Annotated in this window: 18 protein-coding genes; 10 read left to right on the top strand and 8 right to left on the bottom strand. The window is 68.0% G+C overall.

Annotation, left to right across the window (positions count from 1 at the left end; translation table 11 throughout):
• Positions 1-15: 15 nt before the first annotated feature.
• Positions 16-1,065 (top strand): Lnb N-terminal periplasmic domain-containing protein, encoded by a 1,050-nt coding sequence (locus BRO63_RS19140; protein WP_088141303.1) that lies wholly within the window; start codon positions 16-18, stop codon positions 1,063-1,065.
• On the opposite strand, the gene BRO63_RS19135 is transcribed toward BRO63_RS19140, so the two are convergent.
• Both BRO63_RS19135 and BRO63_RS19130 read right to left on the bottom strand, forming a co-directional pair.
• Positions 1,014-2,609 (bottom strand): FAD-dependent monooxygenase, encoded by a 1,596-nt coding sequence (locus tag BRO63_RS19135; protein ID WP_088141302.1) that lies wholly within the window; start codon positions 2,607-2,609, stop codon positions 1,014-1,016. The two genes, BRO63_RS19140 and BRO63_RS19135, sit on opposite strands and share 52 nt — an antisense overlap.
• A gap of 159 nt (positions 2,610-2,768) precedes the next feature.
• A complete protein-coding gene (locus tag BRO63_RS19130) occupies positions 2,769-3,674 on the bottom strand; it encodes a LysR substrate-binding domain-containing protein (protein WP_088141301.1) in 906 nt (301 codons plus the stop codon).
• A 113-nt stretch (positions 3,675-3,787) separates the two neighbouring features.
• Here BRO63_RS19130 and BRO63_RS19125 point away from each other — a divergent pair, with 113 nt between their 5' ends.
• Genes BRO63_RS19125 through BRO63_RS19115 form a run of 3 tightly spaced genes read left to right on the top strand, consistent with a single transcriptional unit; the run spans position 3,788 to position 6,908 of the window.
• Positions 3,788-5,470: an alkaline phosphatase family protein gene (locus BRO63_RS19125; RefSeq protein WP_088141300.1), complete on the top strand. Its 1,683-nt coding sequence runs from the start codon at positions 3,788-3,790 to the stop codon at positions 5,468-5,470.
• A gap of 10 nt (positions 5,471-5,480) precedes the next feature.
• Positions 5,481-5,933 carry a cupin domain-containing protein gene (locus tag BRO63_RS19120; RefSeq protein ID WP_054456254.1) on the top strand — a complete coding sequence of 151 codons (453 nt, stop codon included), beginning with the start codon at positions 5,481-5,483 and terminating at the stop codon, positions 5,931-5,933.
• Positions 5,934-5,936: 3 nt separating this feature from the next.
• A complete protein-coding gene (locus tag BRO63_RS19115; protein ID WP_088141299.1) occupies positions 5,937-6,908 on the top strand; it encodes a Bug family tripartite tricarboxylate transporter substrate binding protein in 972 nt (323 codons plus the stop codon).
• 37 nt (positions 6,909-6,945) lie between these two features.
• Here the strand turns inward: BRO63_RS19115 and BRO63_RS19110 are convergent, their stop codons facing one another.
• The 5 genes from BRO63_RS19110 to BRO63_RS19090 all read right to left on the bottom strand — a co-directional run bounded on the left by BRO63_RS19110 (position 6,946) and on the right by BRO63_RS19090 (position 13,474).
• The gene (locus BRO63_RS19110) at positions 6,946-8,244 is read right to left on the bottom strand and encodes an acyl-CoA thioester hydrolase/BAAT C-terminal domain-containing protein (protein WP_088141298.1); all 1,299 of its coding nucleotides are present in this window, start codon (positions 8,242-8,244) and stop codon (positions 6,946-6,948) included.
• A gap of 9 nt (positions 8,245-8,253) precedes the next feature.
• Complete coding sequence (locus tag BRO63_RS19105) at positions 8,254-9,240, bottom strand: Bug family tripartite tricarboxylate transporter substrate binding protein (RefSeq protein WP_088141297.1); 987 nt, start codon at positions 9,238-9,240, stop codon at positions 8,254-8,256.
• A 274-nt stretch (positions 9,241-9,514) separates the two neighbouring features.
• Positions 9,515-10,072, bottom strand: coding sequence for a DUF1415 domain-containing protein (locus BRO63_RS19100; RefSeq protein ID WP_088141296.1), 558 nt, complete (start codon positions 10,070-10,072; stop codon positions 9,515-9,517).
• Between the two features lie 69 nt (positions 10,073-10,141).
• Positions 10,142-11,614, bottom strand: a complete 1,473-nt coding sequence (locus tag BRO63_RS19095; RefSeq protein ID WP_088141295.1) for a M20 family metallopeptidase — start codon at positions 11,612-11,614, stop codon at positions 10,142-10,144.
• A gap of 234 nt (positions 11,615-11,848) precedes the next feature.
• On the bottom strand, positions 11,849-13,474 hold the full coding sequence (locus BRO63_RS19090; protein WP_088141294.1) for a methyl-accepting chemotaxis protein: 1,626 nt from the start codon (positions 13,472-13,474) through the stop codon (positions 11,849-11,851).
• Positions 13,475-13,643: 169 nt separating this feature from the next.
• Between BRO63_RS19090 and BRO63_RS19085 the strand changes: the two genes are divergently transcribed.
• The 3 genes from BRO63_RS19085 (at position 13,644) to BRO63_RS19075 (ending at position 17,608) form a co-directional block, all read left to right on the top strand.
• Entirely contained in the window at positions 13,644-14,150 is a 507-nt protein-coding gene (locus BRO63_RS19085) for a sigma-70 family RNA polymerase sigma factor (protein WP_088141293.1), read from the top strand.
• A complete protein-coding gene (locus BRO63_RS19080) occupies positions 14,147-15,109 on the top strand; it encodes a FecR domain-containing protein (RefSeq protein ID WP_256943351.1) in 963 nt (320 codons plus the stop codon). Before BRO63_RS19085 ends, BRO63_RS19080 begins: the two co-directional genes overlap by 4 nt.
• Positions 15,110-15,211: 102 nt before the next feature.
• Positions 15,212-17,608 carry a TonB-dependent siderophore receptor gene (locus BRO63_RS19075; RefSeq protein WP_088141291.1) on the top strand — a complete coding sequence of 799 codons (2,397 nt, stop codon included), beginning with the start codon at positions 15,212-15,214 and terminating at the stop codon, positions 17,606-17,608.
• An 82-nt stretch (positions 17,609-17,690) separates the two neighbouring features.
• On the opposite strand, the gene purL is transcribed toward BRO63_RS19075, so the two are convergent.
• Positions 17,691-21,740, bottom strand: a complete 4,050-nt coding sequence (gene purL / locus BRO63_RS19070; protein WP_088141290.1) for a phosphoribosylformylglycinamidine synthase — start codon at positions 21,738-21,740, stop codon at positions 17,691-17,693.
• Positions 21,741-22,095: 355 nt separating this feature from the next.
• Here purL and BRO63_RS19065 point away from each other — a divergent pair, with 355 nt between their 5' ends.
• The 3 genes from BRO63_RS19065 to BRO63_RS19055 all read left to right on the top strand — a co-directional run bounded on the left by BRO63_RS19065 (position 22,096) and on the right by BRO63_RS19055 (position 25,061).
• Entirely contained in the window at positions 22,096-22,644 is a 549-nt protein-coding gene (locus BRO63_RS19065) for a TRAP transporter small permease (protein WP_179215148.1), read from the top strand.
• Positions 22,641-23,939 carry a TRAP transporter large permease gene (locus BRO63_RS19060; RefSeq protein WP_088141288.1) on the top strand — a complete coding sequence of 433 codons (1,299 nt, stop codon included), beginning with the start codon at positions 22,641-22,643 and terminating at the stop codon, positions 23,937-23,939. The genes BRO63_RS19065 and BRO63_RS19060 overlap by 4 nt, the downstream gene beginning before the upstream one ends.
• A gap of 93 nt (positions 23,940-24,032) precedes the next feature.
• The gene (locus BRO63_RS19055) at positions 24,033-25,061 is read left to right on the top strand and encodes a DctP family TRAP transporter solute-binding subunit (protein ID WP_088141287.1); all 1,029 of its coding nucleotides are present in this window, start codon (positions 24,033-24,035) and stop codon (positions 25,059-25,061) included.
• The last annotated feature ends 44 nt before the right edge of the window (positions 25,062-25,105 follow it).

Raw genomic sequence — 25,105 nt, 5'->3', positions numbered from 1 at the left:
GGCCCCGCAACGCGCGTGATCGCGCAGATCGCGGCCGGCGTGGCCGTCTTGGTTGGCGCCGCGTGGGGCGCGGCGGCGCTCTGGTTCCAATCGCCGTACACCGGCCGCGCGCGCGCCGTCCTGCCGGCGGCGTGGCTCGCGCTCGCGGCCGGCGCGCTGATCGGCCTGTTTGTCGGGCAGCCCTTGCCCGCCTGGCTGTTCGGCGCCCTGCTGCTGGCGCTGCTGGCCTGGTGGTGGCTGGGCGTGCGTCCGTCCAACGAGCGCGAGTGGATGCCGGAGGTGGCGCGCCAGACGCAGGGAACGGTCGAAGGCGACATCGTCACCCTGCGCAACGTGCGCAACTTCGATTGGCGGTCGCGCACGGATTACGACGAGCGTTGGGAGACCCGCTCCTACGATCTAACGCGGCTGGACTCCGTGGACCTGGCGCTGTCCTATTGGGGCCGGCCCGCGATCGCCCACGCCCTGGTGTCGTTCGGCTTCGCAGACGGCCAGTACGCGGTGTTCTCGGTGGAGATCCGCCGCAAGCTGCACGACGTATTCTCCGAGATCGGCGGCTTCTTCCGCCAGTATGAACTATCGGTGCTGGCCTCGACCGAGGAAGACAGCCTGCGCGTGCGCACCAATGTGCGCGGCGAGGAAGGCTATCTGTACCGCGTGCGCATGCCGGACGGCGCGGCCCGCAAGCTGTTCCTGGCCTATGTGGAGACCGCCACCCGGCTGGCGGACAAGCCGCGCTTCTACAACACGCTGACGGGCAACTGCACCACTATCGTGTACCGGCTGGCCGACCAGATCGTGCCGGGGCTGCCGCTGGATTACCGCGTGCTGTTTTCGGGTTATCTGCCCGAGTACCTGTACCGCCTGGACGCGCTGGAAGGCGCGGACAGTCCGCTGGCGTACCGCCAGGCCGGCCACTACACGCAACGCGCCCGCGCCACCGTGGATGCGGCGGAATTCTCGCGCAACATCCGGCGCGGCGTGCCAGGCGTGCCGCAGGCGCCCGCCCCCGCTCAGGAGGGCACGGCCGTGCCCGGCGCAGGCGCGCGCAGCCGCGCTACGTAAGCGCCCAGGGTCTCGACGTGGCGTTCTTCCGAGCGCAGCCCGACATGGCCATCCGCCCTGACGGCCAGCACCAGGATATGCCACACGCCCAGCCTTCCAGCCAGCGAGGGATCCAGATAGCCGTCCGCGCCGTCGGCATCCGCGTTCGCCGTCAGTGCGACCACGGCTTCGATGATGGCGCCGTCCGATAGCGGCTCGATTGCGGCGCGGACCTGGGCGAGCGCATCCGCCGACGTCCGCGGCCCGCCCAGGATGAAGACCGTATGGCCCTTGCGGTGAGCGCCTTCGTGCAGCATCCCGGCGCCGCCCGCCGCGAGTCGGATCGGGATCTGGTCCGGCAGCCGCTGGCCCGGCGAAACCGGGTCGTGCCGGTCTCCCATGACGATGGGCGAATCGCGGTAGTCGATGTCCAGCTCCGCCTCGGCGACCGCCTCGTGATGCTGCGAGGCGCCGTCCTCGAAGGCCTTGCGGATGGCGGCATTGCGCTCGCGCAGCAGGTCCGGGTCCGTGGCGAGTTGGGCGCTCTCGGCCTCGTCGCCCGATGCCAGCACGCGCTGCGCGGCCGGCCGGCGCTCGGCCTGGTAGCTGTCGAGCAGGCTATCCGAACACTGCCCACCGCAGACCAGCGCAAGCTTCCAGGCCAGGTTGACGGCGTCATGCAGGCCGCTATTCATGCCGTGGCCCTGGGCCGGGCTGCAGGTATGCGCGGCGTCCCCGGCCAGCAGGATGCGGCCGGCCCGGAATTGCCGCGCGACCTTGGTGTAGCAAAGGAAACGCGCCGGATGGGCCACGTCCTCGAAATTGGCCTCGGGCAGATAGCGCCGCAAGGTGGACAAGGCATCGGCCACCAGGTCGGAGTCCTCGGCGCTGGGCCGCAGATACACGCGCCAGCGCTGGCCCGGCAGCGCCGTCAGGATCACCGGGATCCGGTCCAGGTAGGCGTAGTTGGCCTCGAAGATCTCGGGCCAGCCGCTGATCGCGGCGTCGAACACCGCCCAAGGCTGGCTGATGTCATGGCCGTCCTGTTCGATGCCGGCCAGCTGGCGCACCGTGCTGTGGTGGCCGTCGCAGCCTATCACCCACTCGGCCAGCACTTCGATATCGCCGTCCGGCTGTTGGATCCTGGCCAGCATGCCGTCCGGCCGTTCCTGCAGATCGACCAGCTTGCTTGCGCGCCGCACGCTCCCGCCGTGGCTGGCCAGATAGTCGGCAAGGATGGACTCGGTGACCTCTTCCGAGATCCCGATGTTGTAGGGATAGCGGCTGCCGCAAAGGTCCAGATCGATCTCGCCCAGCACCTTGCCATCGGCATGGATGCGCGCGCCGCGCTGCTTCACGCCTGCGGCCAGCAGCGGTTCGACGATGCCCAGCGAGTCGAAGATCTCCAGCGAGCGCGGATGGACCACCGTGGCGCGGTCCCATTCCAAGGGCCGCTCGTGCGCGTCGATCAACAGGCATTGCACGCCGCGCCGCTGCAGCTCGGCGGCAGTGAGCAGGCCCGCCGGACCGGCGCCAACCACCAGGACTGTCGTTGCAATCACCATGATGTCGCCTCGGGGAATTTCGAGGCGGCGTGGATTGCGCCTCGGCAGGAATCCAAAAAAATAAGACCGCGCATCACTTGCCGTCAAGGATATTGAGGCTTACGCCGCTGGCATGACGCGGTGGACGGGACTCAACCTTTTGGACCGATCCCTGGCGACTCAGGGGTGGCCGGCCAGCTGCGCGGCCTCGCCCAGCAGCGCGTCCAGCAGGCGGCGCGCCGGCACCGTCAGCGGCGCATCGGCGCGGTGGGTCACGTAGATGACGGTCTTGGGCAAGGGATCGATGATGTCCAGCCGCACCAGCCCCAACGCCGGCCCGTAACGGTCCAGGAACCCCTGCGGCATGATGCCGATCAGGTCCAGCTGCGGCATCAGCGCCAACAGCGTGGAAAAGGACTCGCATTCCAGCTGCAAGCGCAGCGCGCGCGCCTGCGCTTCGTCGCTGTACAGCGCCCTGGGATCGCCCGGCCCCTGCGCCGGCCCGGTCAGCACCCAGGCGGCTTCGGCCAGTTCGCTCAGGCGCCGCGCGCCAGCCAGCGGATGCGAGGCCCGCGCGACGATGACCGACTGGCTTTCGAACAGCGGCTGCACGGCCAGGTCGCCGCCGCCGCCCGCTTCGGGCAGCGGCCCCAGCGCCATATCCAACTCGCCCGAACGGATGCGCTCCAGCGCCTGCGGATACAGCGTGTCGCGCACCCGCAGCCGCACCTGCGGCCAGCGGGCGCCATAGCGCGCCACCGCGCCCGGCGCCAGCAGGATGGCGGCGGCGGGCGATACGCCCAAGGTCACCTGGGCTTCGGCGCCGCGCAGGTGCCAGGCCAGGTCTTCGTGGGCCTTCTCGATTTCCCGCATGACGACGGCTGCGCGTGCCGCGAGGATCTCGCCGGCCTGCGCCAGCCGCACGCCCTTGGGCGTGCGCAGCACGAGTTCGGCGCCGACCTCTTCCTCCAGCTGGCGCAACGACTTGGTCAGCGCCGGCTGCGACACGTTCAGGACCTGCGCGGCGGCGCGCATGCTGCCGGTCCGGGCCAGGGTGAGCAACAGGTTCAGATGCTGGAGTCGCAAGCCGCCTCTCCGGCCGATTACCTGGGGTAATCGACATCAAAACAATTCAAGGGATGCGCGCGCAGGCCATCGATAGAATTCCTGCATGCCCCAATCGGAGACAGGAGCCTAGCATGACCCGAGGCGTGAAGAACATTCTCTTCATCATGTGCGACCAGCTGCGCTACGACCATCTTTCCTGTTTCGGCCATCCCAGGCTGAAGACCCCGAATCTGGACGCGCTGGCCGCGCGCGGCGTGATCTTCGACCGGGCCTTCGTGCAGTCGCCCGTTTGCGGCCCGTCGCGCATGAGCTACTACACCGGGCGCTACGTGCATGCGCATGGGGCCAGCTGGAACTTCGTGCCGCTGAAGGCCGGCGAGATGACCATCGGCGACCATCTGCGGCCGCTGGGCGTGCGCTCCGTGCTGGTGGGCAAGACCCATATGCGCGCAGACATGGCCGGCATGTCGCGGCTGGGCATAGACCCGGCCTCCGTCATCGGCCGCCGCATTGCCGAATGCGGCTTCGACGCCTACGAGCGCGACGACGGCATCCATCCGTACTCGGGCCACGATCCGGACCCGCGCTACAACGACTATCTGCGCGCGCAGGGCTATGGCGGCGACAACCCCTGGGAAAGCTGGGCCAATTCCGCGGAGGACGCGGATGGCACGGTGCGCTCGGGCTGGTTCCTGAAATACTCCAACCTGCCCGCGCGCGTGCCCGACGAGCATTCGGAAACGCCCTACATCACGCGCCGCGCGATGGACTTCATCAGCGAGGCGGGCGAGCAGCCCTGGTGCCTGCACCTGTCCTACATCAAGCCGCACTGGCCGTATCTGGCGCCGGCGCCCTACGCCGGCATGTACGGCGCGCACGACGCGCTGCCGGTGGTGCGCGCCGAGGCTGAACGCGCCGATCCGCATCCGGTGTATGCGGCGATGATGCAGCACCGCGTATCCGCGACCTTTTCCGAACCCGGCGTGCGCGAAGCCGTCATGCCGGGCTACATGGGATTGATCAAACAGATCGACGACCAGCTCGGCGTGCTGTTCCGCTTCATGGAGGCGCGCGGCCTGTTCGACAACACCATGATCGTGTTCACCTCCGACCACGGCGACTATCTGGGCGACCATTGGATGGGGGAAAAGGACCTGTTCCACGAGCCCGTCATCCGCGCGCCGCTGATCGTCTACGACCCGGATCCGCGCGCCGACGCGGCCCGCGGCACGCGCTGCGCGGCCATGGTCGAAGCGATAGACCTGGCGCCGACCTTCCTGGAAGCCTGCGGCGGCGTGCCGGTGCCGCACATCATGGACGGCCGTTCGCTGCGGCCCCTGCTGTTCGGCCAGACCCCGCCGGATTGGCGCGACCACGTCATCTGCGAATACGACTACGCCTTCCAGGATTCGCGCATCGCGCTGGGCACGCCCGCGCGCCAGGCCTGGCTGCGCATGGTGCGCGACGAACGCTGGAAGTACGTGCTGGCGGAAGGCTACCGGCCGATGCTCTACGACCTGCAGGAAGATCCGAACGAATTCGTCGACCTGGGCGCCTCGCCCGCGCACGAGGCGGTGCGCAAGCGCATGGAGGACCTGCTGTTCCGCTGGGCGCGCCAGCCGCGCCAGCGCGCCACGGTGGCCGACGGCACCATTGAATCGATCGAAGTCCAGCCGCGCATTTCCGAGGGCGGCATCCTGATCGGCTATTGGGACGAAGCCGACCTGGCGCGCGCCAGGCAGACGTTCAAGCCCCGTTTCGCATCATCCAACCCGCTCGTGAAGCCGACGCTGGATCGGCTGTCGCAATCCTGAGGAGTGCCGCATGATTCTCGAAACCCCCGACATCACCCGCGCCCAGGCCGGCCTGGACGGCGTCTCCTGGAACATCCTGGGGCAGGTGTACGTGCCCAAGCAGGTCAGCCTGGACAGCATTTCCTGGCACGCCACGTTTCCCGAAGAGAGCTTCGTGCCGCCGCACGTGCATCCCAACCAGGACGAGTACATCTTCGTGCTGGACGGCCGCATCGACCTGCTGCTGGACGGCAAGAAGACCTCGGCCGGCCCCGGCGACCTGGTGCGCATGCCCCGCGGCGTGCCGCATGCCTTCTTCAACAATTCCGGCGTCGCCGCCACCGCGCTGTTCTGGGCCGCGCCCGCCGGCAAGCTGCTGGAGCTTTACCGCCGCATCCACAACATGTCGAGTCCGGCGGAGGTCGTTGCGGTCGCGCCGGAGTATGACGTGATCTTCATGCCGCCTGTTTCGTCAGCGGCCTGAACCATGCGCCGCCGCACGCTATTGAAGGGCCTGTCCGGCGCCCTGGCCTGTACCCTGCCCTGGGCCGCCCGCGCCGCGTACCCGGACAAGCCCGTACGCATCATCGTGCCGCTGCCGGCGGCCAGCCCGCCCGACGTGCTGGCGCGCGTGATCGGCGAAAGGCTGCAGCGCCTGTGGGGGCAGCCGGTGGTGGTGGAGAACCGGCCCGGCGCGACCGGCATGATAGGGCTGGACGCCGTCGCCCGCAGCGCCCCCGACGGCTACACCGTGGGCATCATGTTCCTGACCCATACCGTGCTGCCGGCGCTGTTCGGCAAGGTGTCCTACCGCACGGATGGCGACTTCGCGCCGATCGCGAACCTGGTCTGGCTGTACAACGCCCTGCTGGTGGCGCCGGGCAGCGAGTACGCCGACGTCCGCGGCCTGGTCGAACAGGCGCAGCGCCAGCCCGGCAAGCTCAGCTACGGTTCCGGCGGCAATGGCTCGCCCGCCCATCTGCTGGGCGCGGCCTTCTGCCAGGCGGCGGGCATAGACATGCTGCACGTGCCGTTCAAGGGGCCTGCGGAAGCGGCGCAGGCGCTGATGGGCGGCTACGTGCAGACCATGTTCGCCACCGCCTCCGTCGCCGTGCCGCTGGCCCAGTCCGGCAAGCTGCGCGCGCTGGCCGTCACGCGCGACGGCGGCATGACCGCCCTGCCCGGCGTGCCCACGCTGGCCGAGGCCGGGGTGCCCGCGTTCAACCTGAAGGAATGGGAAGGCATCGTCGCGCCCGCGGGCACGCCGCCGGACCTGATCGCCAAATGGAACGGCGCCATGCGGACCATCCTGGCCGAGGCGGAGGTACGCGACAAACTCGCCGGCCTGGGCATGGAAGCCGCCGATGCCAACACGCCGGCCGAGTTCGCGGGGCTGATACGGGGCGAGCTGCAGCGCTGGTCGGCGTTCGTGGCGGACCAGAAGCTGCGCAACGGGTGATGGCCGGGCGGACTAGCCCGGCCGCCCACCAGCCCGTTTACTTCGCCGCGCCCCCCACCCGGCCCAGGAAGTCCAGGACGGCGAGGTAGGAACCTTCGTTGCCCGCCGCATTCGCGCTGGGCGTGCCACCCGCGTCCAGCAGCAGGCCGGACATGGCGTGCGGCTTGCTGATCAGGGTCGCTGGCAGGCAGGGATAGTGCACGTGATGGCCGGCGCCCATGCAGACGTGGTGGAACGTGGGCAAGCCATGTTCCTGGCGCCGGCGCATGACGATTTCCGAGTAAGCGGTGCTGGGCCAGAAGCCGTCATCCGACGCGCTGACCAGCAGCACCGGGCCGGGATAGTTCTCGACCGGAATGCGGGCGCGCTCGAACGCCGCGCTGTCGCGCGTGGCGCTGAGGAAGGCATGCGTCTGGCGGTACGGCGGCTGGGACGCGTAGGCGGCGTCCCAGTTGGCGCTGGCGTTGTCCTGCCACAGGTGCGGCAGCGGCTCGCCGCCCTTGGTCCAGACCTGCGCGTCGCGGCCGGTGCCGGGCGCGCCGGCGCTGACCACGCCATGCATGACCGGCGACGGCACATAGGCGACCACCGCGCTGACGAGATCGGGATAGTGCGAGGCCACCAGCAGCGAGGTTTCGCCGCCGCGGCTGATGCCGGACAGGGCCACGAAGCCGTCGCGCGGCGCAAGCTCCGCGCGGGCCCAGCGCAGCGCATGCTCGAAGTACTCCAGCGGCATGTCGTTCAGGTACTTGGGGCGGCCCTCGTAGTTGAAGATGGCCAGCGCCAGGCATTGGTAGCCGCGCGACGCGAACAGCGCAGCGCGCGGCGCGTTGACGCCGCCGGACGAGCCGTTCATGTAGATCACCAGCGGATGCGGGCCGGGGCCGGCGGGCGTGTAGAGCTCGCCCGACAGCGTCATGCCGCCGACTTGCTCGCGCACGCTGCGGTGGGTCACGCCTTCGGCCTGGAATTCCTGCACCAGGGTCGCCGCCGCGGACTGGCGTCCGTCGCTGGCTTCGATGCGGATGACGAGCGGCTCGGTCCGGTCCGGCGGGAACACCACGCTGGCGATGTCCTCGCAAGCCATGGACCAGACGATGCCCATGGCCGAGGGTTCGGCATAGCTGCCGGACACGGGGCAATCGCGGGCCAGGTCCAGGCTGCCGTCGTGGCCGGCCACGAACACGGCTTGCGAGCGCCAGGGCGCGCCGCACATCGTCATGCTGGCCGTAACGGTGATGAAGGCGTAGGCCGGGAAGCCGCTGACGCGGGTCTCGCGCGCCACGTCGATCAGGGCGCGTTCCGGAGTGACGGTGATGCTGGGTTGTTCTGCCACGGTGACTCCTTAGCTCTTCAGGTCGGTCTTGGGCACGCCGTTGGCCTTGATGACCTGGGCCCACATGGCGGACTCGTCGGCGATGACCTTGTCCAGGTCGGCCGAGGACGTGAATTCCACGGTCACGCCCTGGTCCGCGAACTGCTGCACCAGGCTGCGGTCGCGCGTGCCTTCGCGCACCGCGTTCTCCAGCGCCGCGACCACCGGCGCCGGCATGGCGGCCGGACCCGAGATCATCATGCGGGTATAGAGCTCGAAGCCGTCCACGCCCGCTTCCTTCATGGTGGGGACGTCCGGCAAGCTGGAAAGGCGCTTGTCGGAGGTGACCGCCAGCACCTGCAGCTTGCCCGACTTGATGTTGGGCAACGCCGAAGTCGGGAAGTCGAAGGTGCTCTGCACCGTGCCCGCCATCAGGTCCAGCAGCGCGGGACCGCTGCCCTTGTAGGGCACGTCCTGGAACTGGGTGCCGGTCTTGGACTGGAAATGCAGCAGCGCCAGGTGGTTGATCACCCCGCGGCCCGCGTGCGCGCAAGTGATGTCGCCGGGCTTCTTCTTGGCCAGCGCGATGAATTCCTGCACGTTCTTCACGCCCAGATCGGGATGCACAATCAGCAGCATCGGCGACTTGCCCATGGAGCCCAGCTGCTTGAAATCCGACTGCTGGTAAGGCAGGTTGTTGTAGAGCAAAGGGTTCAGGATCATGCCATTGGTGCCGGCGAAACCCAGGGTGTAGCCATCGGGCTCGGCGCGCGCCACCGCCACGGTGGCGATGATGGCCTGGCCGCCGGGACGGTTTTCCACCACCACGCTCTGCTTGAGCGTCTTGCCCATGCGCTCGGCCAGGGCGCGCGCCGCGATATCGGTCAGCCCGCCGGGGGCAAAGCCCACCAGCAGGCGCACGGGGCGGGTCGGAAAGGTGTTCTGGGCCCAAGCGGGGCGCGAGATCAGAGGCAGCGCGGCAAGCGCGCCCAGGGCATGGCGGCGGGTAAATCGCATACAACTCTCCAGGCAAGGACAACGCCCCCGCGCCCGGGAGAGGCCGCGGGGCAAAGCAATCGAAGGGAAAGGACACGCGGGCCGCTCACCTTACGGCGAGCTGTCACGGCGTCAGTATGTTGTATGCAATACCGCGGACGGGCTATCTAGGGATATCCCGAGGCTCGTTGGCAAAAAGCGGATCTTGTATTCCGCATGGCGGTATTTGGTATGCGATCTGATCGATTGCCCGACCGGCCCGCCATCCCGTCAGGTGCCGTCTACAGAACTGGCGTCAAGCCTTGGTCATCAGCTTCTTCCACCCGTCCAGCCCCAACCGCTTCATCGTGTCGATGTTCTTCTCGTAGATCTCGGCGGCATCCGGGAAGGACTCCACCGCGCGGTCGATGCTGTCTTCGCGCAGCAGATGCAGGATCGGGTACGGCGAACGGTTGGTGTAGTTCTCGATATCGTCCGGCTGCGTGTCGGCGAACTGGAACTGGGGGTGGAAGGTGGCGACCTGCAGCTCGCCCACCAGGCGCATGCGCTTGAGCAGGCGCTCCGACAGCTCTTCGAAGTCATTGAAGTCCAGGAAGTCGTCGAGCGCGTCCGGGATGATCAGCAGCGTGGTGTCGATCTTTTCCGGGTCGGTTTCGGCCAGCAGCGCGAGTTCGTCCTGCAGGTCGGTCAGAACGCCCTCGGCGTCGGTGGCGTCGCTGACGGCAAAGCGGATCTGGTCCTTGACCTGCACCGCCTTGGCGAAGGGACAGAGGTTCAGGCCGATCACGGCCTGGTTCAGCCAATGCTTGGTCTCAGCGACCACGTTGGCGTAGGCGTCGGAAGTGGAAATCATGGGTGTCCGTCCTGGAAAAAAGAAAAGCGCGGGCGTTGCGGCCCGCGCTTTGAAGAGCGTCGCCGCCGCTTACGCGGTGGGCATGGCCGCCATGGTCTGGGCCACGGCCGCGGTCAGTTTCTTGCCGTAGGGCACGTGCAGGAACTCATTGGGGCCGTGGGCGTTGGACTTGGGGCCCAACACGCCGCAGACCATGAACTGGGCCTTGGGGAAGCCCTTCTGCAGGATGCTCATCAGCGGAATGGTGCCGCCCTGGCCGATGTAGCCGCAGGACGCGCCATAGTATTGCTGCGAGGCCGCGTCCAGCGCCTGGGTCAGCCAGGGTGCGGAAGCCGGGGCGTTCCAGCCGGTGGCGGCGCCTTCGTTGGCCTTGAACAACACCTTGGCGTTGTAGGGCGAGTCGGCTTCCAGCAGGGCCTTGATCTCTTGCGAGGCGGCCACGGCGTCCACCAGCGGCGGCAGGCGCAGCGACAGCTTGAAGGCGGTGCGCGGGCGCAGCACGTTGCCGGCGCTGGACAGCGGCGGCAGGCCTTCGGCGCCGGTCACGGACAGCGTCGGACGCCAGGTGCGGTTCAGCAGGGCCTGTTCGGGTTCGGTCGTCATGGGCAGCACGAAGCCGCCGTCGGCGCCGCAGCTCCAGGGGAAACGGCGCCAGACTTCGTCGCCCAGGATGCGCGCGGTGGCGTGCACTTGTTCCACGCGGTCGGCGGGGATCTCGCAATGCAGGCTCTGCGGCAGCAGGCGGCCGGTGCCGCTGTCTTCCAGGCGGTCCAGCAGATGACGCAGGATGCGGAACGAGGACGGCACCACGCCGCTGGAGTCGCCCGAGTGCACGCCTTCGTCCAGCACCTGCACTTCCAGCGTGCCCGACACCATGCCGCGCAGCGAGGTCGTCATCCAGAGCTGGTCGTAGTTGCCGGCGCCCGAGTCCAGGCACACCACCAGGGCCACGTTGCCCAGGCGGTCGCGCAGCGCGTCCACATAGGGCAGCAGGTCGTAGCTGCCGGATTCCTCACAGGTCTCGACGATGCCCACGCAGCGCGGGCGCGGAATGCCCTGCTTGTCCAGCGCCATGATGGCGGTGAGCGAGGCGTACACGGCGTAGCCGTCGTCGGCGCCGCCGCGGCCATACAGCTTGCCGTCTTCGAGCTTGGGGGTCCAGGGGCCGAGGCCGGCGCGCCAGCCGGAAAATTCGGGCTGCTTGTCCAGGTGGCCGTACAGCAGCACGGTGTCGCCGTTGTCGCTGCGCGTGGCGGGCGCGTCAAAGAAGATGACGGGCGTGCGGCCCGGCAGGCGCACCACTTCGAGCTTCAGGCCCGAGACCTTCTGCGCCTCGACCCACTGCGCGGCGTCGCGCACCACGCGTTCGATGAAAGCGTTCTTTTCCCAGTCCGCGTCGAACGCCGGGCTCTTGGCCGGGATGGCGATGTAGTCGGTCAGCGCCGGGATGATCTCGTTGTCCCATTTGTCGTCGACGAAAGCCTGCAGGGCCTTCGGGTCCAGGGTGGGAGGAAGAGCGTCTTCGGGGATGCGTGCGTTCATGGCGCGGGATCCTGTGTGCGGAGGGGGTAGGCAATCCGCTATTTTATGCCTGCGCGGCGCGGCTGGCATCTTTTGTCCCTGATTGTTGTTGGCGCCAGGAAATGGTGCCGCCACGCGGGCCGCGCATCCGGCCCATGGACAAAGCCCCCAGGCGCGAACACGCTGGGGGCTTTGTGCCAGTTCATGGCCAGCCATCCGGGCTGGCCGCCATATGGACGAGTTCAGGGACGCGGTTCAGGCGCCCAGCAAGGCCGGCTCGCCGTTGTGGCCCACGGCCGGCGCGTCGGCGTCGATCACGCGGCCGGTCTGCAGCTTGAATACCGCCACGGCGTCGCGCAGGCGCTGCGCCTGGGTTTCCAGCGAGGCTGCGGAGGCCGCGGCCTCTTCGACCAGCGCGGCATTCTGCTGCGTCACGCTGTCCATCTGCGACACGGCCTGGTTGACCTGCTGGATGCCCTGCGACTGCTCCTCGGAAGCGCTGGAGATCTCGTTGATGATGTCCGTCACGCGGCGCACCGAGGCCACGATTTCCTGCATGGTGGCGCCGGCGGCTTCCACCTGGTCCGAACCGACCGATACCTTCTGCACGGAGTCGTCGATCAAGCCCTTGATTTCCTTGGCGGCGGCGGCGCTGCGCTGCGCCAGGGCGCGCACTTCGCTGGCGACCACCGCGAAGCCCTTGCCCTGCTCGCCCGCGCGCGCCGCTTCCACGGCCGCGTTGAGCGCCAGGATGTTGGTCTGGAAGGCGATGCCGTCGATCACGCCGACGATGTCGGCGATGCGGTTGGAGCTGTCGGCGATGCCGCGCATGGTGCCGACCACGTCGCCCACGGCCTCGCCGCCGCGCGTGGCCACTTCGGACGCCGCCACGGCCAGTTCCGAGGCGCTGCGCGAGCTTTCCGCGTTGTTGCGAACGGTGGAAGACAGCTCGTCCATGCTGGCGGCGGTTTCTTCCAGCGAAGCCGCCTGCTGCTCGGTGCGCGAAGACAGGTCGATGTTGCCGGCGGCGATCTCGCGCGCGCCGGTGTGGATCTCTTCCACGCCCAGGCGCACGGCCGACACGGTGCGGGCCAGGCTGTCCTGCATGCGCTTGACGGCGGCGTAGAGCACCCCGATTTCGTTGTTGCCGCGTTGCTCGATGCGGTTGGTCAGATCGCCGCCGGCGATGCGGTCGAACAGGCGTCCGGCTTCATGCAGCGGACGGAACACCGAGCGGCCGAACACCGCGTACAGCCCCACCACCAGCGCGGCCACCACGACCAGCAGGCCGATCAGCAGCGCAATCGCGCTATTGATGCGGGCGGAAGCCTGGCGCGCCACGCGCTGGCCGACTTCGTCGGCGTAGTCCACGTACTTCTGGATGGCGGCGGTAAAGGTCAGGCCCAGCGGCGTGACTTTTTCCAGGTTGAGGCGGCTGGAATCCTGGGCGTTGCCGGCGCGGATGGCCGCGATCATGGGCACGATGGCGTCGCGGTGATAGACGTCGTAGGCCGCCAGGGCCGCGTCCAGCAGGGGCTTGCCCTGGGCCGAGGTTTCCGGAGTCTTGCGCACCAGCTCGATCAGCTCGCCGGCCTTCTTGGTGTAGCCGTCCAGCCGCTGCATGCTGGCCAGGTTGTCCAGGCTCTTGCCTTCCATCAGCGCGGTCTGCGCGGCCAGCAGCACCAGGCGGGCGCGCAACAGTTCGGTACCGGCGCCGTTCACGGCATTGGCGCGGACCAGGTTGGTGTCCAGCAGCACTTCGATGGAATTGCGGTTGGAGGTCAGCTGCTGGTGGACGGCGATGCCTGTTACCAGGAAAAGCGCGAAGAAAACGGCTAAAGCGGTCGTCAAGACCGCGCGAATACTGAGATTCTTGAACATTGGGGTCACTCCGGGTTGCGTATAGCGGCTACCTATGCGTTACGACAGGTTGCAATGAAAAGTTAAACATCTCATTTGATTGCATGCCGCATTTCCTTCCGCGCCGTGCTTGTCCAACACAATTAACAACGATTATCATTTGCAGTTTTGGACCTGACGGGAACCCATCGTGACGGCGGCCACCCAGCCCACGGCGCACCATGCCTTGAACCTGCTCTACCGCGACCATCACGGATGGCTGGCGGGCTGGCTGCGGCGGCGGCTGGGCTGCGCGCATGACGCCGCGGACCTGTCGCACGACACCTACGAACGGCTGCTGAACTCGGGCCGGCTGCCCGAAGCCGACCAGGCGCGCGCCTTCCTCACCCAGATCGCCAAAGGCCTGGTGGTGGACCTGTACCGCCGCCGCGCGCTGGAAAGCGCCTACCTGGACGCCCTGGCCAGCCTGCCCGAAGCGCACATGCCTTCGGCCGAGGCGCGCGCGCTGGCGCTGGAAACGCTGATGGCGGTGGACGCCGCGCTGGACGCCCTGCCCACCCGCGCCCGCCAGGTCTTCATCCTGTCCCGCTTCGAGGGCCGGACCTATTCCGACATCGCGCAAAGCCTAGGCGTGTCGGTGGCGCTGGTGCGCAAGCACATGCTGCGCGCCGCCCAAGCCTGCCTGGCGGCGCTGTGAGCGCCCGGCACGGGGACATCCCCGAACCGATACTGGCGCAAGGACTGGAATGGCTGGTCATCCTGTGGTCCGGCGAAGCCAGCGCCGACGAGCGCGCCGCCTGGGAGCGCTGGCGCGCGGCCCATCCGGACCATGAGCGCGCCTGGCAGCAAGTGCAGCGCATCGATACCCGGCTGATGGACGTGTCGCCCGAGGCATCGGCCCAGGCCCTGGCCCGCTCGGGCCGGCAGGCAGGACGCCGCAAGGCCCTGCGCCTGATGGGCTGGGCGGTGCTGGGCGCTGGCGCGGCGGGCCTGGCGGCCCAACGGGTGCCTTGGCAGGCCTACGCCGCCGACTACCGTAGCGCGGTAGGCGAACGGCGCGAAATCATGCTGGCCGACGGCACGCGGCTCATACTCAACGGCGATAGCGCCGTGGACATGGAATACACCGCCGACACGCGCCGACTGGTCCTGCGCCGCGGCGAGATCTACGTGCAAACCGGCCACGGCCCCGCCGCCGCGGGCCGCCCCTTCTTCGTCGCCACCGCCTATGGCGACGTGCAGGCGCTGGGCACCCGGTTCACGGTGGAGCAGCAGCGCAACCGGATCCGGGTCGGCGTCTACGAAGGCGCGGTGGAAATCCAGCCGTCCCGGGGCCGCCCGCTGCGCCTGGACGCGGGCCAATCCGCCGCGTTCACGCCGCTGGCGGCCGAGCCGATGCCGGACGCCTTGCAGCAGGCGCCGGCCTGGCTGCACGGCCAGCTGGTGGCCGAACGCCTGCGGCTGGCCGATTTCCTGGACCAGATCGGGCGTTACCGGCGCGGCGTGATCCGTTGCGACCCGCGCGTAGCGGACCTGATCGTGTCGGGCGTGTACGCCCTGGACGACACGGACCGGATCCTGGCCTCTCTAGCAAGAGCCCTGCCGCTGCGCGTGTCGCGCTACACGGGCTATTGGGTGGTGGTCGAGCCCAGATAGCCCTGCGCAAAAAAATTTCGCGAAAACCGTAGCACTTTTTATTTCTCGTTCGGGATACCTGCATATCCGCAGCATTCACGTCCGCAACGAGGAACCCACTACATGCAAGCCCGCTCCACTCCCAAGCCCGCCCGCAGCACGCTGGCGCTGGCCCTGACCGCCCTGGCGCTGGCCGCGCCCCCCGCCGCCATGGCCGCGGAACCAGGCGCCCCCTCGCCCCAGGAGCGGGCCGCCAGAAGCTACGACATTCCCGCCGGCCCGCTGGACCAGGTGCTGAACGCCTATTCGCAGCAGGCGGGCGTGACCATCACCATCGACGGCGCCCTGACCGCGGGCCGGCGCAGCCCCGGCCTGCGCGGCGCCTACAGCCTGAACGCGGGCTATGCCGCGATCCTTGCCGGCAGCGGCCTAGCGGCGCGGCTGGAAGGCGGCGGCTACGTGCTGCGTCCGCTGCCGCCGGGCGCGGCCGGCGTCTCCACGCTGGAGCCGGTCACCGTGCGGGCCTCGAGCGTGGCGCCCGACAGCTACGTGGCCGAGGAAACCCGGGCCGGCACCAAGACCGACACGCCGATCCTGGAAGTCCCCCAGTCGATCTCCGTCGTGACGCGCGCGCAGATGGAAGCGCAGAACGCGCAAAGCGTGACCGAAGTGCTGCGCTACGTACCCGGCGTGACGGTGGAAACCTACGGGGTGGACCCCAAGGGTTTCGACTGGGTCATGCTGCGCGGCTTCAACGCCCAAGCCACCAGCGACTATAAGGACGGCCTGCGCCAGGCGACGTCCGGCTACACCCTGTTCCGCAGCGAACCCTACGCGCTCGATCGCATCGAGGTGCTGCGCGGCCCCTCTTCCGTGCTGTACGGCCAAGGCGACGCGGGCGGGGTCATCAACCGCGTGAGCAAGCTCCCCTCGGCCACGCCGCACTACGAGGCCGAGCTGGAGTACGGCAGCTTCCAGCGCAAGCAGGCCGCAGTCGACCTGACCGGTCCGGCGACCGAAGACGGCACGCTGATGTACCGCGTCATCGGCGTGGCGCGCGACGCCAACACGCAATTCACCTATCCGAACGGCGACCGCATTTCCGACGACCGCCTGTTCCTGGCGCCCTCGCTCACCTGGGCGCCCTCCGCCGCCACCCGTTTCACCCTGCTGACCGAGTACCTGCGCGACCGCTCGGGCGGCACCATCGGCACGGTCACGGTCAACGGCAAGCCCACCAACCTGCGCAACGGCGATCCCAATTTCAACCGCTACGACCAGGACCAGAAGAGCATCGGCTACCTGTTCGAGCACCGCTTCAACGACACGCTGCAGGTGCGGCAGAACCTGCGCTACGGACGGGTCGATTCGATCCTGGACAACATGTTCCTGGCCGGCCTGACGCCCACGGGCATCGCCCGCACTGCCCGCCGCTACGACGAAAGCATGACCGCGCTGGCGTTGGACAACCAGGCCCAGCTGGAGCTGCGCACCGGCCCGCTGGCCCATACGCTGCTGCTCGGCCTGGACTTCAACCGCAGCAGCGCCGACGTGTCGCGCACCATGGGGCCGGCGCCCAGCCTGAACCCCTTTGACCCGGTCTATGGCGTGGACGTGCCCACGCCGACCATACCGCTGGCCAACTACCTGGAGCGCACGCACCAGACCGGCCTGTATCTGCAGGACCAGATCCGCTTCGACGAGCGCTGGGTGCTGACCCTGGGCGGCCGCTACGACTGGTATAGCCAGAAGACCGAAAACCGGATCCTGAACAACGACACCGATCAGAGCGGCAGCCGCTTCAGCGGCCGCGCCGGCCTGAACTACGTCATGCCCAACGGCGTCGCGCCCTACGTCAGCTTCGCCCAGTCCTTCTTGCCCAACACCGGGACCTCGGCGCCGGCCAATGGCAGCTCTCCGTTCGCCCCCTCGCGCGGACGCCAGTGGGAAGGCGGCATCAAGTTCCAGCCGCCCGGATCGAATGCGCTCTACACGCTGGCGGTCTTCGACATCAAGAAGAGCAACGTGCTGACCAATGACCTGCAGAATCCCGGCTTCCAGGTCGCCTCCGGCGAGGTGCAATCGCGCGGCGTGGAACTGGAAGGCAAGTTCAGCCTGGGCGACGGCTGGGACTTCACCGGTTCCTATACCTACGTGCACGCCCGGATCTCCCGCGCCAACAACGGCACCGAAGGCAACCGCCCGGCCCTGGTGCCCGAGCACAGCGCCTCGGGCTGGCTCAATTACACCGTGCGCAACAGCGCGCTGGCCGGATTGAGCCTGGGCGCGGGCCTGCGCTACGTGGGCTCGACCTACGGCGACAACGCCAACACGCTGAAGATCGCCGGGCGCACGCTGGTGGACGCGGGCGTGTCCTATGCTGTCGACAAGCACCTGACGCTGTCGGTCAACGCCACCAACCTGTTCGACAAGGAATACCTGGCGACCTGCTCCGACCTGAGCGATTGCTATCCGGGCAGCCGGCGCAGCGTCATCGGGCGGGTGAAGTACCAGTTCTGAGCGCCACAATGAAAACGCCCCGCCAAGTAGCGGGGCGTTTCGCGCAAGCGCCGGGAAGCAAGCCCCGGCGCCAGCGTTTGGCTTACTTCAGCCAGACGCGCGCGTTGCGGAAGATGCGCATCCAGGGGCTGAACGCGCCACCCTGGTCTGCCTTGCCCCACTTCTCCGGCGCCCACGACATCATGACGTTGCGCGTCACGCGTTCCGGGTGCGGCATCATGACCGTGAAGCGGCCGTCGGCAGTGGTGACCGAAGTCAGGCCGCCCGGGCTGCCGTTCGGGTTGAACGGATAGGCTTCCGTGGCCTGGCCACGGTTGTCGATGTAGCGCGCGGCGGCCAGCAGGCGGCTGGCGTCGCCCTGCTGCGAGAAGTCCGCATAGCCTTCGCCGTGCGCCACGGCCACCGGAATGCGCGCGCCTTCCATGCCGGCGAAGAAGATCGACGGCGACTTGGCCACTTCGACCATCGCCAGGCGGGCTTCGTACTTTTCCGACAGGTTGCGCGTGAAGCGCGGCCAGAACTCGGCGCCCGGGATCATCGGCGCCAGCGCAGCCATCATCTGGCAGCCGTTGCACACGCCCAGCGCGAAGGTGTCGGGACGCGCGAAGTAGGCGGCAAACTGGTCCGACAGCTTGCTGTTGAAGCGGATGGTGCGGGCCCAGCCTTCGCCGGCGCCCAGCACATCGCCGTAGCTGAAGCCGCCCACGGCCACCAGGCCCTGCACTTGCGCCAGGTCCACGCGGCCGGACAGCAGATCAGTCATGTGCACGTCGATGGCTTCGAAGCCGGCGGTGTCGAAGGCCCAGCCCATTTCCACCTGGCTGTTGCAGCCCTGCTCGCGCAGGATCGCCACGCGCGGACGCTTGCCGGTGTTGATGAACGGCGCGGCCACGTCTTCCTGCGGATCGAAGTCCACGTTGGGGCTCATGCCCGGATCCGTGGCGTCGTTCCAGACGTCGAGCTCGGCCTGGGCGCAGGCCGGGTTGTCGCGGCGCGACATGATGCGGTAGGACACTTCGCTCCAGGCGCGGCCGAGTTCGGCGCGCGGCTGGCCCCAGACCTTCTTGCCATCGCGGTAGAACTCGACTTCGTCGGCGCCGTTCAGGCCGCCGATGACGTGCGAATGCGCCGACAGGCCCGCGCCGCGCAGCACCTGCATGACGGCGTCGCGCTGGGCGGCCGGCACCTGGATAACGGCGCCGGCTTCTTCGGAGAACAGCGCCTTGAGCGTCAGTTCCTCGCGCTGCACCGCCACCTGTTCGGGGCGGATCTTGTAGTCGCCCCAATCCGCGGATTGCGGATCGAAGGTCAGCATGTCCAGGTTGACCGAGATGCCGGTGCGGCCGGCGAAGGCCATTTCGGTCAGGGTCGCGAACAGGCCGCCGTCGGAACGGTCGTGGTAGGCCAGGATGGTGCCGGCTTCGGCCAAGGTGCGGATGGTGACGAAGAAGGCGCGCAGGTCCTGCGGCGCATCGATGTCCGGCACGGTTTCGCCGACCTGGTTATAGGCCTGCGCCAGGATCGAGCCGCCCATGCGATGGCGGCCGCGGCCCAGGTCGATCAGGATCAGCACGCTGTCGCCCGCGTCGGTACGCAGCTGCGGGGTCAGGCTGGCGCGCACGTCGGCCACGGGCGCGAAGGCCGTGATGACCAGCGACACCGGCGCCACCACCTGGCGCTGCTCGCCGTCCTGTTCCCAGGACGTCTTCATGGACAGGGAATCCTTGCCCACCGGGATCGACAGGCCGGTGGCCTGGCACAGTTCGCTGACGGCGGACACGGTGTCGTACAGCGCGGCGTCCTGGCCGGCCACGCCGCAGGCGGCCATCCAGTTGGCCGACAGCTTGATGTCTTCCAGGCGCGCCACGTCGGCGGCGGCCAGGTTGGTCAGGGCCTCGGCCACGGCCATGCGGCCGGAGGCCGGCGCGTCCAGCATGGCGATCGGGGTGCGTTCGCCCATGGACATGGCTTCGCCGCGGAAGCCTTCGTAGTCGGCCAGGGTCACGGCGCAGTCAGCCACCGGCACCTGCCACGGACCGACCATCTGGTCGCGGCTGGACAGCCCGCCCACGGTGCGGTCGCCGATGGTGATGAGGAAGGATTTGTTGGCCACCGTGGGGTGGCGCAGTACGCGGTAGGCGGCTTCGGTCAGGTCGATGCCGGCCAGGTCCAACGGCGCGGACACGCCCGGCAGGCGCGTGACGTCGCGGGTCATGCGCGGCGGCTTGCCCAGGATGACGTCGATCGGCACGTCCACCGGACGCACTTCGGCTTCGCCCTGCGGGCGGATGGTGTCCAGGCCCGGCAGGCCCTCGCCGTCCACCACGCGCAGCTGGCGCTCTTCGGTGGCCACGCCCACCACCGCGTAGGGGCAGCGTTCGCGGCGGGCGATGGCGTCGAAGCGCTCCAGGTCCTTGGGCAGGATCGACAGGACGTAGCGTTCCTGGGATTCGTTGCTCCAGATTTCGGCGGGCGACAGGCCCGATTCTTCCAGCGGCACGCGCTTCAGGTCGAAGATGGCGCCGCGGCCGGCATCGTTCACCAGTTCCGGGAAGGCATTGGACAGGCCGCCCGCGCCCACGTCGTGGATCGCGATGATGGGGTTGTTCTCGGCCTGCTGCCAGCAGCGGTCGATGACCTCCTGGGCGCGGCGCTCGATTTCAGGGTTGCCGCGCTGGACGGAATCGAAGTCCAGTTCGGCCGAGTTGCTGCCCATGCTGATGCTGGAGGCGGCGCCGCCGCCCATGCCGATGCGGAAGCCCGGGCCGCCCAGCTGGATCAGCAGCGCGCCCGGCGGAATCACGTCCTTGTGCGTCAGGCCGGCATCGATGCTGCCCAGGCCGCCCGCGATCATGATGGGCTTGTGGTAGCCCCAGCGCGTGCCGCCGGCGGTCTGTTCGAACGAACGGAAATAGCCCAGCAGGTTGGGACGGCCGAATTCGTTGTTGAACGCCGCGCCGCCGATGGGGCCGTCGATCATGATGGACAGCGGCGAGGCGATGCGCTCGGGCAGGCCGTGGTGATCGGCTTCCCAGGGCTGCAAGGCGTCGTCAAAGCGCAGGTGCGACACGGTGAAGCCGGTCAGGCCGGCCTTGGGCTTGGAGCCGCGGCCGGTCGCGCCTTCGTCGCGGATCTCGCCGCCGTTGCCGGTCGAGGCGCCGGGGAACGGCGCGATCGCGGTCGGGTGGTTGTGCGTTTCCACCTTCATCAGCGTGTGCACGGTGGTGTTGCGGCGAATGTACCTGGCGCCTTCGACGCCCTCGCCCGTCACGCCCGGCACGCCCGCCTGGAAGCGCTGCGCGGGGCCGCCTTCCATGATGGCGGCGTTGTCCGAATAGGCGACCACGGTGCCCTCGGGCTGCGCCTTGTGGGTGGCGCGGATCATGCCGAACAGCGTATTGGGCTGTTCCTGGCCGTCGATCACCCACTGGGCGTTGAAGATCTTGTGGCGGCAGTGTTCGCTGTTGGCCTGCGCGAACATCATCAGTTCCACGTCGGTGGGATCGCGGCCCAGGTCGGTGAAGGACTTGGCCAGGTATTCGATTTCGTCGTCCGACAGCGCCAGGCCCAGCGAGACGTTCGCTTCGGCCAGGGCTTGGGCGCCTTGCGCCTGCACGCCGACCGTGCGCATGGGCTTGCCAGCCAGCGGCTGGAACAGCGCCTGGCCGTCGAAGCTGGCGTCCACCACGGTTTCCGTCATGCGGTCGTGCAGGCAGTCGGCCGCGCGCGCCAGCATGGCGTCGTCAAAGGACTTGGTACCCAGCAGGCCGCGCTCGGGAGTGATCACGTAGCGCACGCCGCGCTCAATGCGGTGCACCGACGCCAGGCCACAGTTGTGGGCGATGTCGGTGGCCTTGCTGGCCCAGGGCGAAATCGTGCCCAGGCGCGGGATCACCAGCAGGGACAGGCTCTTGGCCGGCGCTTCGCCCGTCACGGGCGTGCCGTAGTCCAGCAGTTGGGTCAGGTGTTGCTGCTGCTCGGCCGTCAGGGCCGCGTCGGTGCTGACGAAGTGCTCGTAGCGGGCGGATATGTCGGCCACCGGCAAGCCGGCTTCCTTCAATTGCGCCAGGAGGCGATCGCGACGGAAGGAGGACAGGACGGAGGAACCAGGCAGATGCTGAACTAGGGACACGATGCGGGCGCCGTATAAAGAGAGGAGAGCAAAAAGAGATTTTACCTGTTTAGGGGGTTTTCCCGGAGCCGTTGTTCAACCGATCCCGAACGCCCCTATTTCGGCCATTGTTACAAAAGAATTCCGAAGGCCGCATACCGGGATGGTGCGAAGCAGCATCCGCGCCAACTCCGCGCCGCTGCGAATCTTTCCCAATATCGCCAGGCGCCCTGCCTGCGGTTTTATATTGCGCCGCAGCATGTTGCGATCATCCCGCACCGCGGGAAAACACGAACTACCGGCCCCACGGCGCAACGGTAGGATGCAGCGACCCCATAAATGAATGGCGCCTACCCGGCGCTGGCCGTTGCCTCACATGTCCCGCCCCGAAGCCCCCGCCGAGCCTGTCGAACCGATCATTCCCCCAGAATCAGATCCCGCAGTCAAAGTGCCGCTGGCCATCGAGGACTGGCTGGCCGTGATCCTGCTGGCGGCCCTGGCCATCATTACCTTCCTGAATGTGCTGGTGCGCTACTTCACCGACCAGTCCTTCGCCTGGACGGAAGAAATCTCGGTGTTCCTGCTGATCGTGCTGACCATGGCGGGCGGCAGCGTGGCCTTCGTGCGCAACCACCACATCCGCATCGAGATCCTGGCGGATTCCGGCTCGCCGCGCCGCCAGCGCATCATGGCCCTGATCTCCAATGGCTGCGTGCTGGCCTTCTTCCTGCTGCTGACCGTGCTGTCGGTGAAGCTGGTCGCCGACGAATACATCTACGAAGAAACCTCGCCCGCCATCGGCGTGCCGACCTGGTGGTATTCGATCTGGCTGCCCGTGATGGCCGCGGCGATCTCGCTGCGCACCATCGGCACGCTGCGCCGCATCGCCAAGAGCGGGCGCGCCGCCGGACAGGGTCAGCAATGATCGCCGCCATCCTCTTCACCGTCTTTATCGTCCTGATGCTGATCGGCGTGCCGGTCGGCGTGGCCCTGGGCCTGGGCGGGACCGTGGCCATCGTGCTGTCCAACCTGGATACGCCCTGGTATGGCCTGTTGACCGTGCCGCAGAACTTCTACGCCGGCCTGGCCAAGTACCCGCTGCTGGCCATTCCCATGTTCGTGCTGGTGGGCTCGATCTTCGACCGCTCCGGCGTGGCCAAGCGGCTAGTGGACTTCGCCATCGCCATCGTCGGGCGCGGCCCGGGCATGCTGCCGCTGGTGTCGATCGCGGTGGCCATGTTCCTGGGCGGCATCTCCGGTTCCGGCCCGGCCTGCGCGGCCGCGGTGGGCGCAGTGATGATCACCGCCATGTCGCGCGCCGGCTATCCGGGCTCGTTCTCGGCCGCGGTGGTCGCGGCGGGCGCGGCCACCGACATCCTGATCCCGCCCTCGGTGGCCTTCATCATCTACTCGGTGCTGGTGCCAGGCGCCTCGGTGCCCGCGCTGTTCGCCGCCGGCATGATCCCCGGCATCCTGGCGGGCTTCGCCCTCATCGTTCCGGCGGTCTGGCTGTCGCGCAAATACAAGATGGGCGGACTGGAATCCCACCTGCCCCGCCCGCCCTTCTGGGCCAGCCTGCGCGAAGCCTCATGGGGCCTGGCCGCGCCCGTCCTGATCCTGGGCGGCATGCGCATGGGCTGGTTCACGCCCACCGAAGCCGCGGTGGTCGCGGTGTTCTACGGCCTGTTCGTGGGCATGTTCATCCACCGCACCATCAAGCTGCGCGACCTGTACACCATCCTGCGCGAGGCCGCCGAACTGTCCGCCGTCATCATGCTGGTGGTGACGCTGGCCGGCATCTTCGCCTGGGCCCTGTCCACCTTGAGCGTGATCGATCCCATCACCCACGCCATCGTCAATTCCGGATTGGGCGAATGGGGCGTGCTGGCGCTGCTGATCCTGCTGCTGATGACCGTGGGCATGTTCCTGGACGGCATTTCCATCTTCCTGATCTTCGTGCCGCTGCTCATGCCCATCGCCAACGCCTATGGCTGGGATCCGGTGTGGTTCGGCGTGATCCTGACCTTGAAGGTGGCGCTGGGCCAGTTCACCCCGCCGCTCGCCGTGAACCTGATGGTGTCGTGCCGCATCGCGCGCGTGCCCATGGAATCCACGGTGCGCTGGGTGGTGTGGCTGCTGGGCGCGATGTTCCTGGTGCTGGTCGCGGTGCTGGTGTTCCCGCAACTGGCGCTGTGGCTGCCCAAGAAGCTGGGTTATTGAAAGGGCCAAACGGGACGCCCCAAGGGGCGACCCCAAGGCCGGCGGTACCGGTGTTCACTACAACAACAGACACGCAAAGAGAGGAGACGCAACATGAAATTCCGCAACCTGATCGGAGCGGCCCTGTGCGCGGCGGCCGTCGTCGGCATGGCGCCTGCGCACGCGCAGAACTACAAGCCCGAGTACAAGCTCTCCATCGTCGTCGGCACCACCTTCCCCTGGGGCCAGGGCGCCGAAATCTGGTCCAACCTGGTGCGCGAGCGCACCCAGGGCCGCATCAACATCAAGGTCTATCCCGGCACCTCGCTGGTCCAGGGCGACCAGACGCGCGAATTCACCGCCATCCGCCAGGGCGTGATCGACATGGCCGTGGGCTCCACCATCAACTGGTCGCCGCAGGTCAAGCAACTGAACCTGTTCTCCCTGCCCTTCCTGATGCCCGACTACGCCGCCATCGATGCGCTGGTTCAGGGCGACGTGGGCAAAGAGATGTTCAAGCTGATCGAAAAAGCCGGCGTGGTGCCGCTGGCCTGGGGCGAAAACGGCTACCGCCAGCTCAGCAACTCCAAGCACGAGATCAAGAAGCCCGAAGACATGAAGGGCCAGAAGCTGCGCGTGGTGGGCTCGCCGCTGTACATCGACACCTTCACCGCGCTGGGCGCCAACCCCACGCAGATGAGCTGGGCCGATGCCCAGCCGGCGCTGGCCAGCGGCGCGGTGGACGGCCAGGAGAACCCCCTGTCGATCTACACCGGCTCCAAGCTCTACACCGTCGGCCAGAAGTACCTGACGCTGTGGAACTACGTGGCCGATCCGCTGATCTTCGTGGTCAACCGCGAGGTCTGGAATTCATGGTCCGAGAAGGACCGTGACATCGTCCGCCAGGCCGCGCTGGATGCCGGCAAGCAGCAGATCGTGATCGCGCGCAAGGGCGTGACGCCTGAAGATCCGTCGCTGCTGAAGGAAATCGCGGGCCACGGCGTGACCGTGACCGCGCTGTCGCCGGCGGACCACGAGGCCTTCGTCAAGGTCACCAAGCCCGTCTATGACAAGTGGAAGAAGCAGATCGGCGAAGACCTGGTGAACCTGGCCGAGAAGTCGATCGCCAATCGCAAGAAGTAAACGCGCAAGAACAAGCAGCAAGCCCCAGGGGAACGGCGGCGCAA

This window comes from Achromobacter xylosoxidans, from assembly GCF_002192695.1.
GTDB classification, from domain to species: Bacteria; Pseudomonadota; Gammaproteobacteria; order Burkholderiales; family Burkholderiaceae_B; genus Achromobacter; species Achromobacter xylosoxidans_C.
The sequence above is the reverse complement of the archived record's forward strand: the minus strand, read 5'-3'. Positions and strand labels throughout refer to the sequence as shown.

What these genes read in the sequence shown, in the direction of transcription:
- BRO63_RS19135 (WP_088141302.1), bottom strand. Translation starts at nt 2,609, where the DNA reads ATGGTGATTGCAACGACAGTCCTGGTGGTTGGCGCCGGTCCGGCGGGC.
- BRO63_RS19125 (WP_088141300.1), top strand. Translation starts at nt 3,788, where the DNA reads ATGACCCGAGGCGTGAAGAACATTCTCTTCATCATGTGCGACCAGCTG.
- BRO63_RS19120 (WP_054456254.1), top strand. Translation starts at nt 5,481, where the DNA reads ATGATTCTCGAAACCCCCGACATCACCCGCGCCCAGGCCGGCCTGGAC.
- BRO63_RS19115 (WP_088141299.1), top strand. Translation starts at nt 5,937, where the DNA reads ATGCGCCGCCGCACGCTATTGAAGGGCCTGTCCGGCGCCCTGGCCTGT.
- BRO63_RS19105 (WP_088141297.1), bottom strand. Translation starts at nt 9,240, where the DNA reads ATGCGATTTACCCGCCGCCATGCCCTGGGCGCGCTTGCCGCGCTGCCT.
- BRO63_RS19100 (WP_088141296.1), bottom strand. Translation starts at nt 10,072, where the DNA reads ATGATTTCCACTTCCGACGCCTACGCCAACGTGGTCGCTGAGACCAAG.
- BRO63_RS19095 (WP_088141295.1), bottom strand. Translation starts at nt 11,614, where the DNA reads ATGAACGCACGCATCCCCGAAGACGCTCTTCCTCCCACCCTGGACCCG.
- BRO63_RS19090 (WP_088141294.1), bottom strand. Translation starts at nt 13,474, where the DNA reads ATGTTCAAGAATCTCAGTATTCGCGCGGTCTTGACGACCGCTTTAGCC.
- BRO63_RS19075 (WP_088141291.1), top strand. Translation starts at nt 15,212, where the DNA reads ATGCAAGCCCGCTCCACTCCCAAGCCCGCCCGCAGCACGCTGGCGCTG.
- BRO63_RS19065 (WP_179215148.1), top strand. Translation starts at nt 22,096, where the DNA reads ATGTCCCGCCCCGAAGCCCCCGCCGAGCCTGTCGAACCGATCATTCCC.
- BRO63_RS19060 (WP_088141288.1), top strand. Translation starts at nt 22,641, where the DNA reads ATGATCGCCGCCATCCTCTTCACCGTCTTTATCGTCCTGATGCTGATC.
- BRO63_RS19055 (WP_088141287.1), top strand. Translation starts at nt 24,033, where the DNA reads ATGAAATTCCGCAACCTGATCGGAGCGGCCCTGTGCGCGGCGGCCGTC.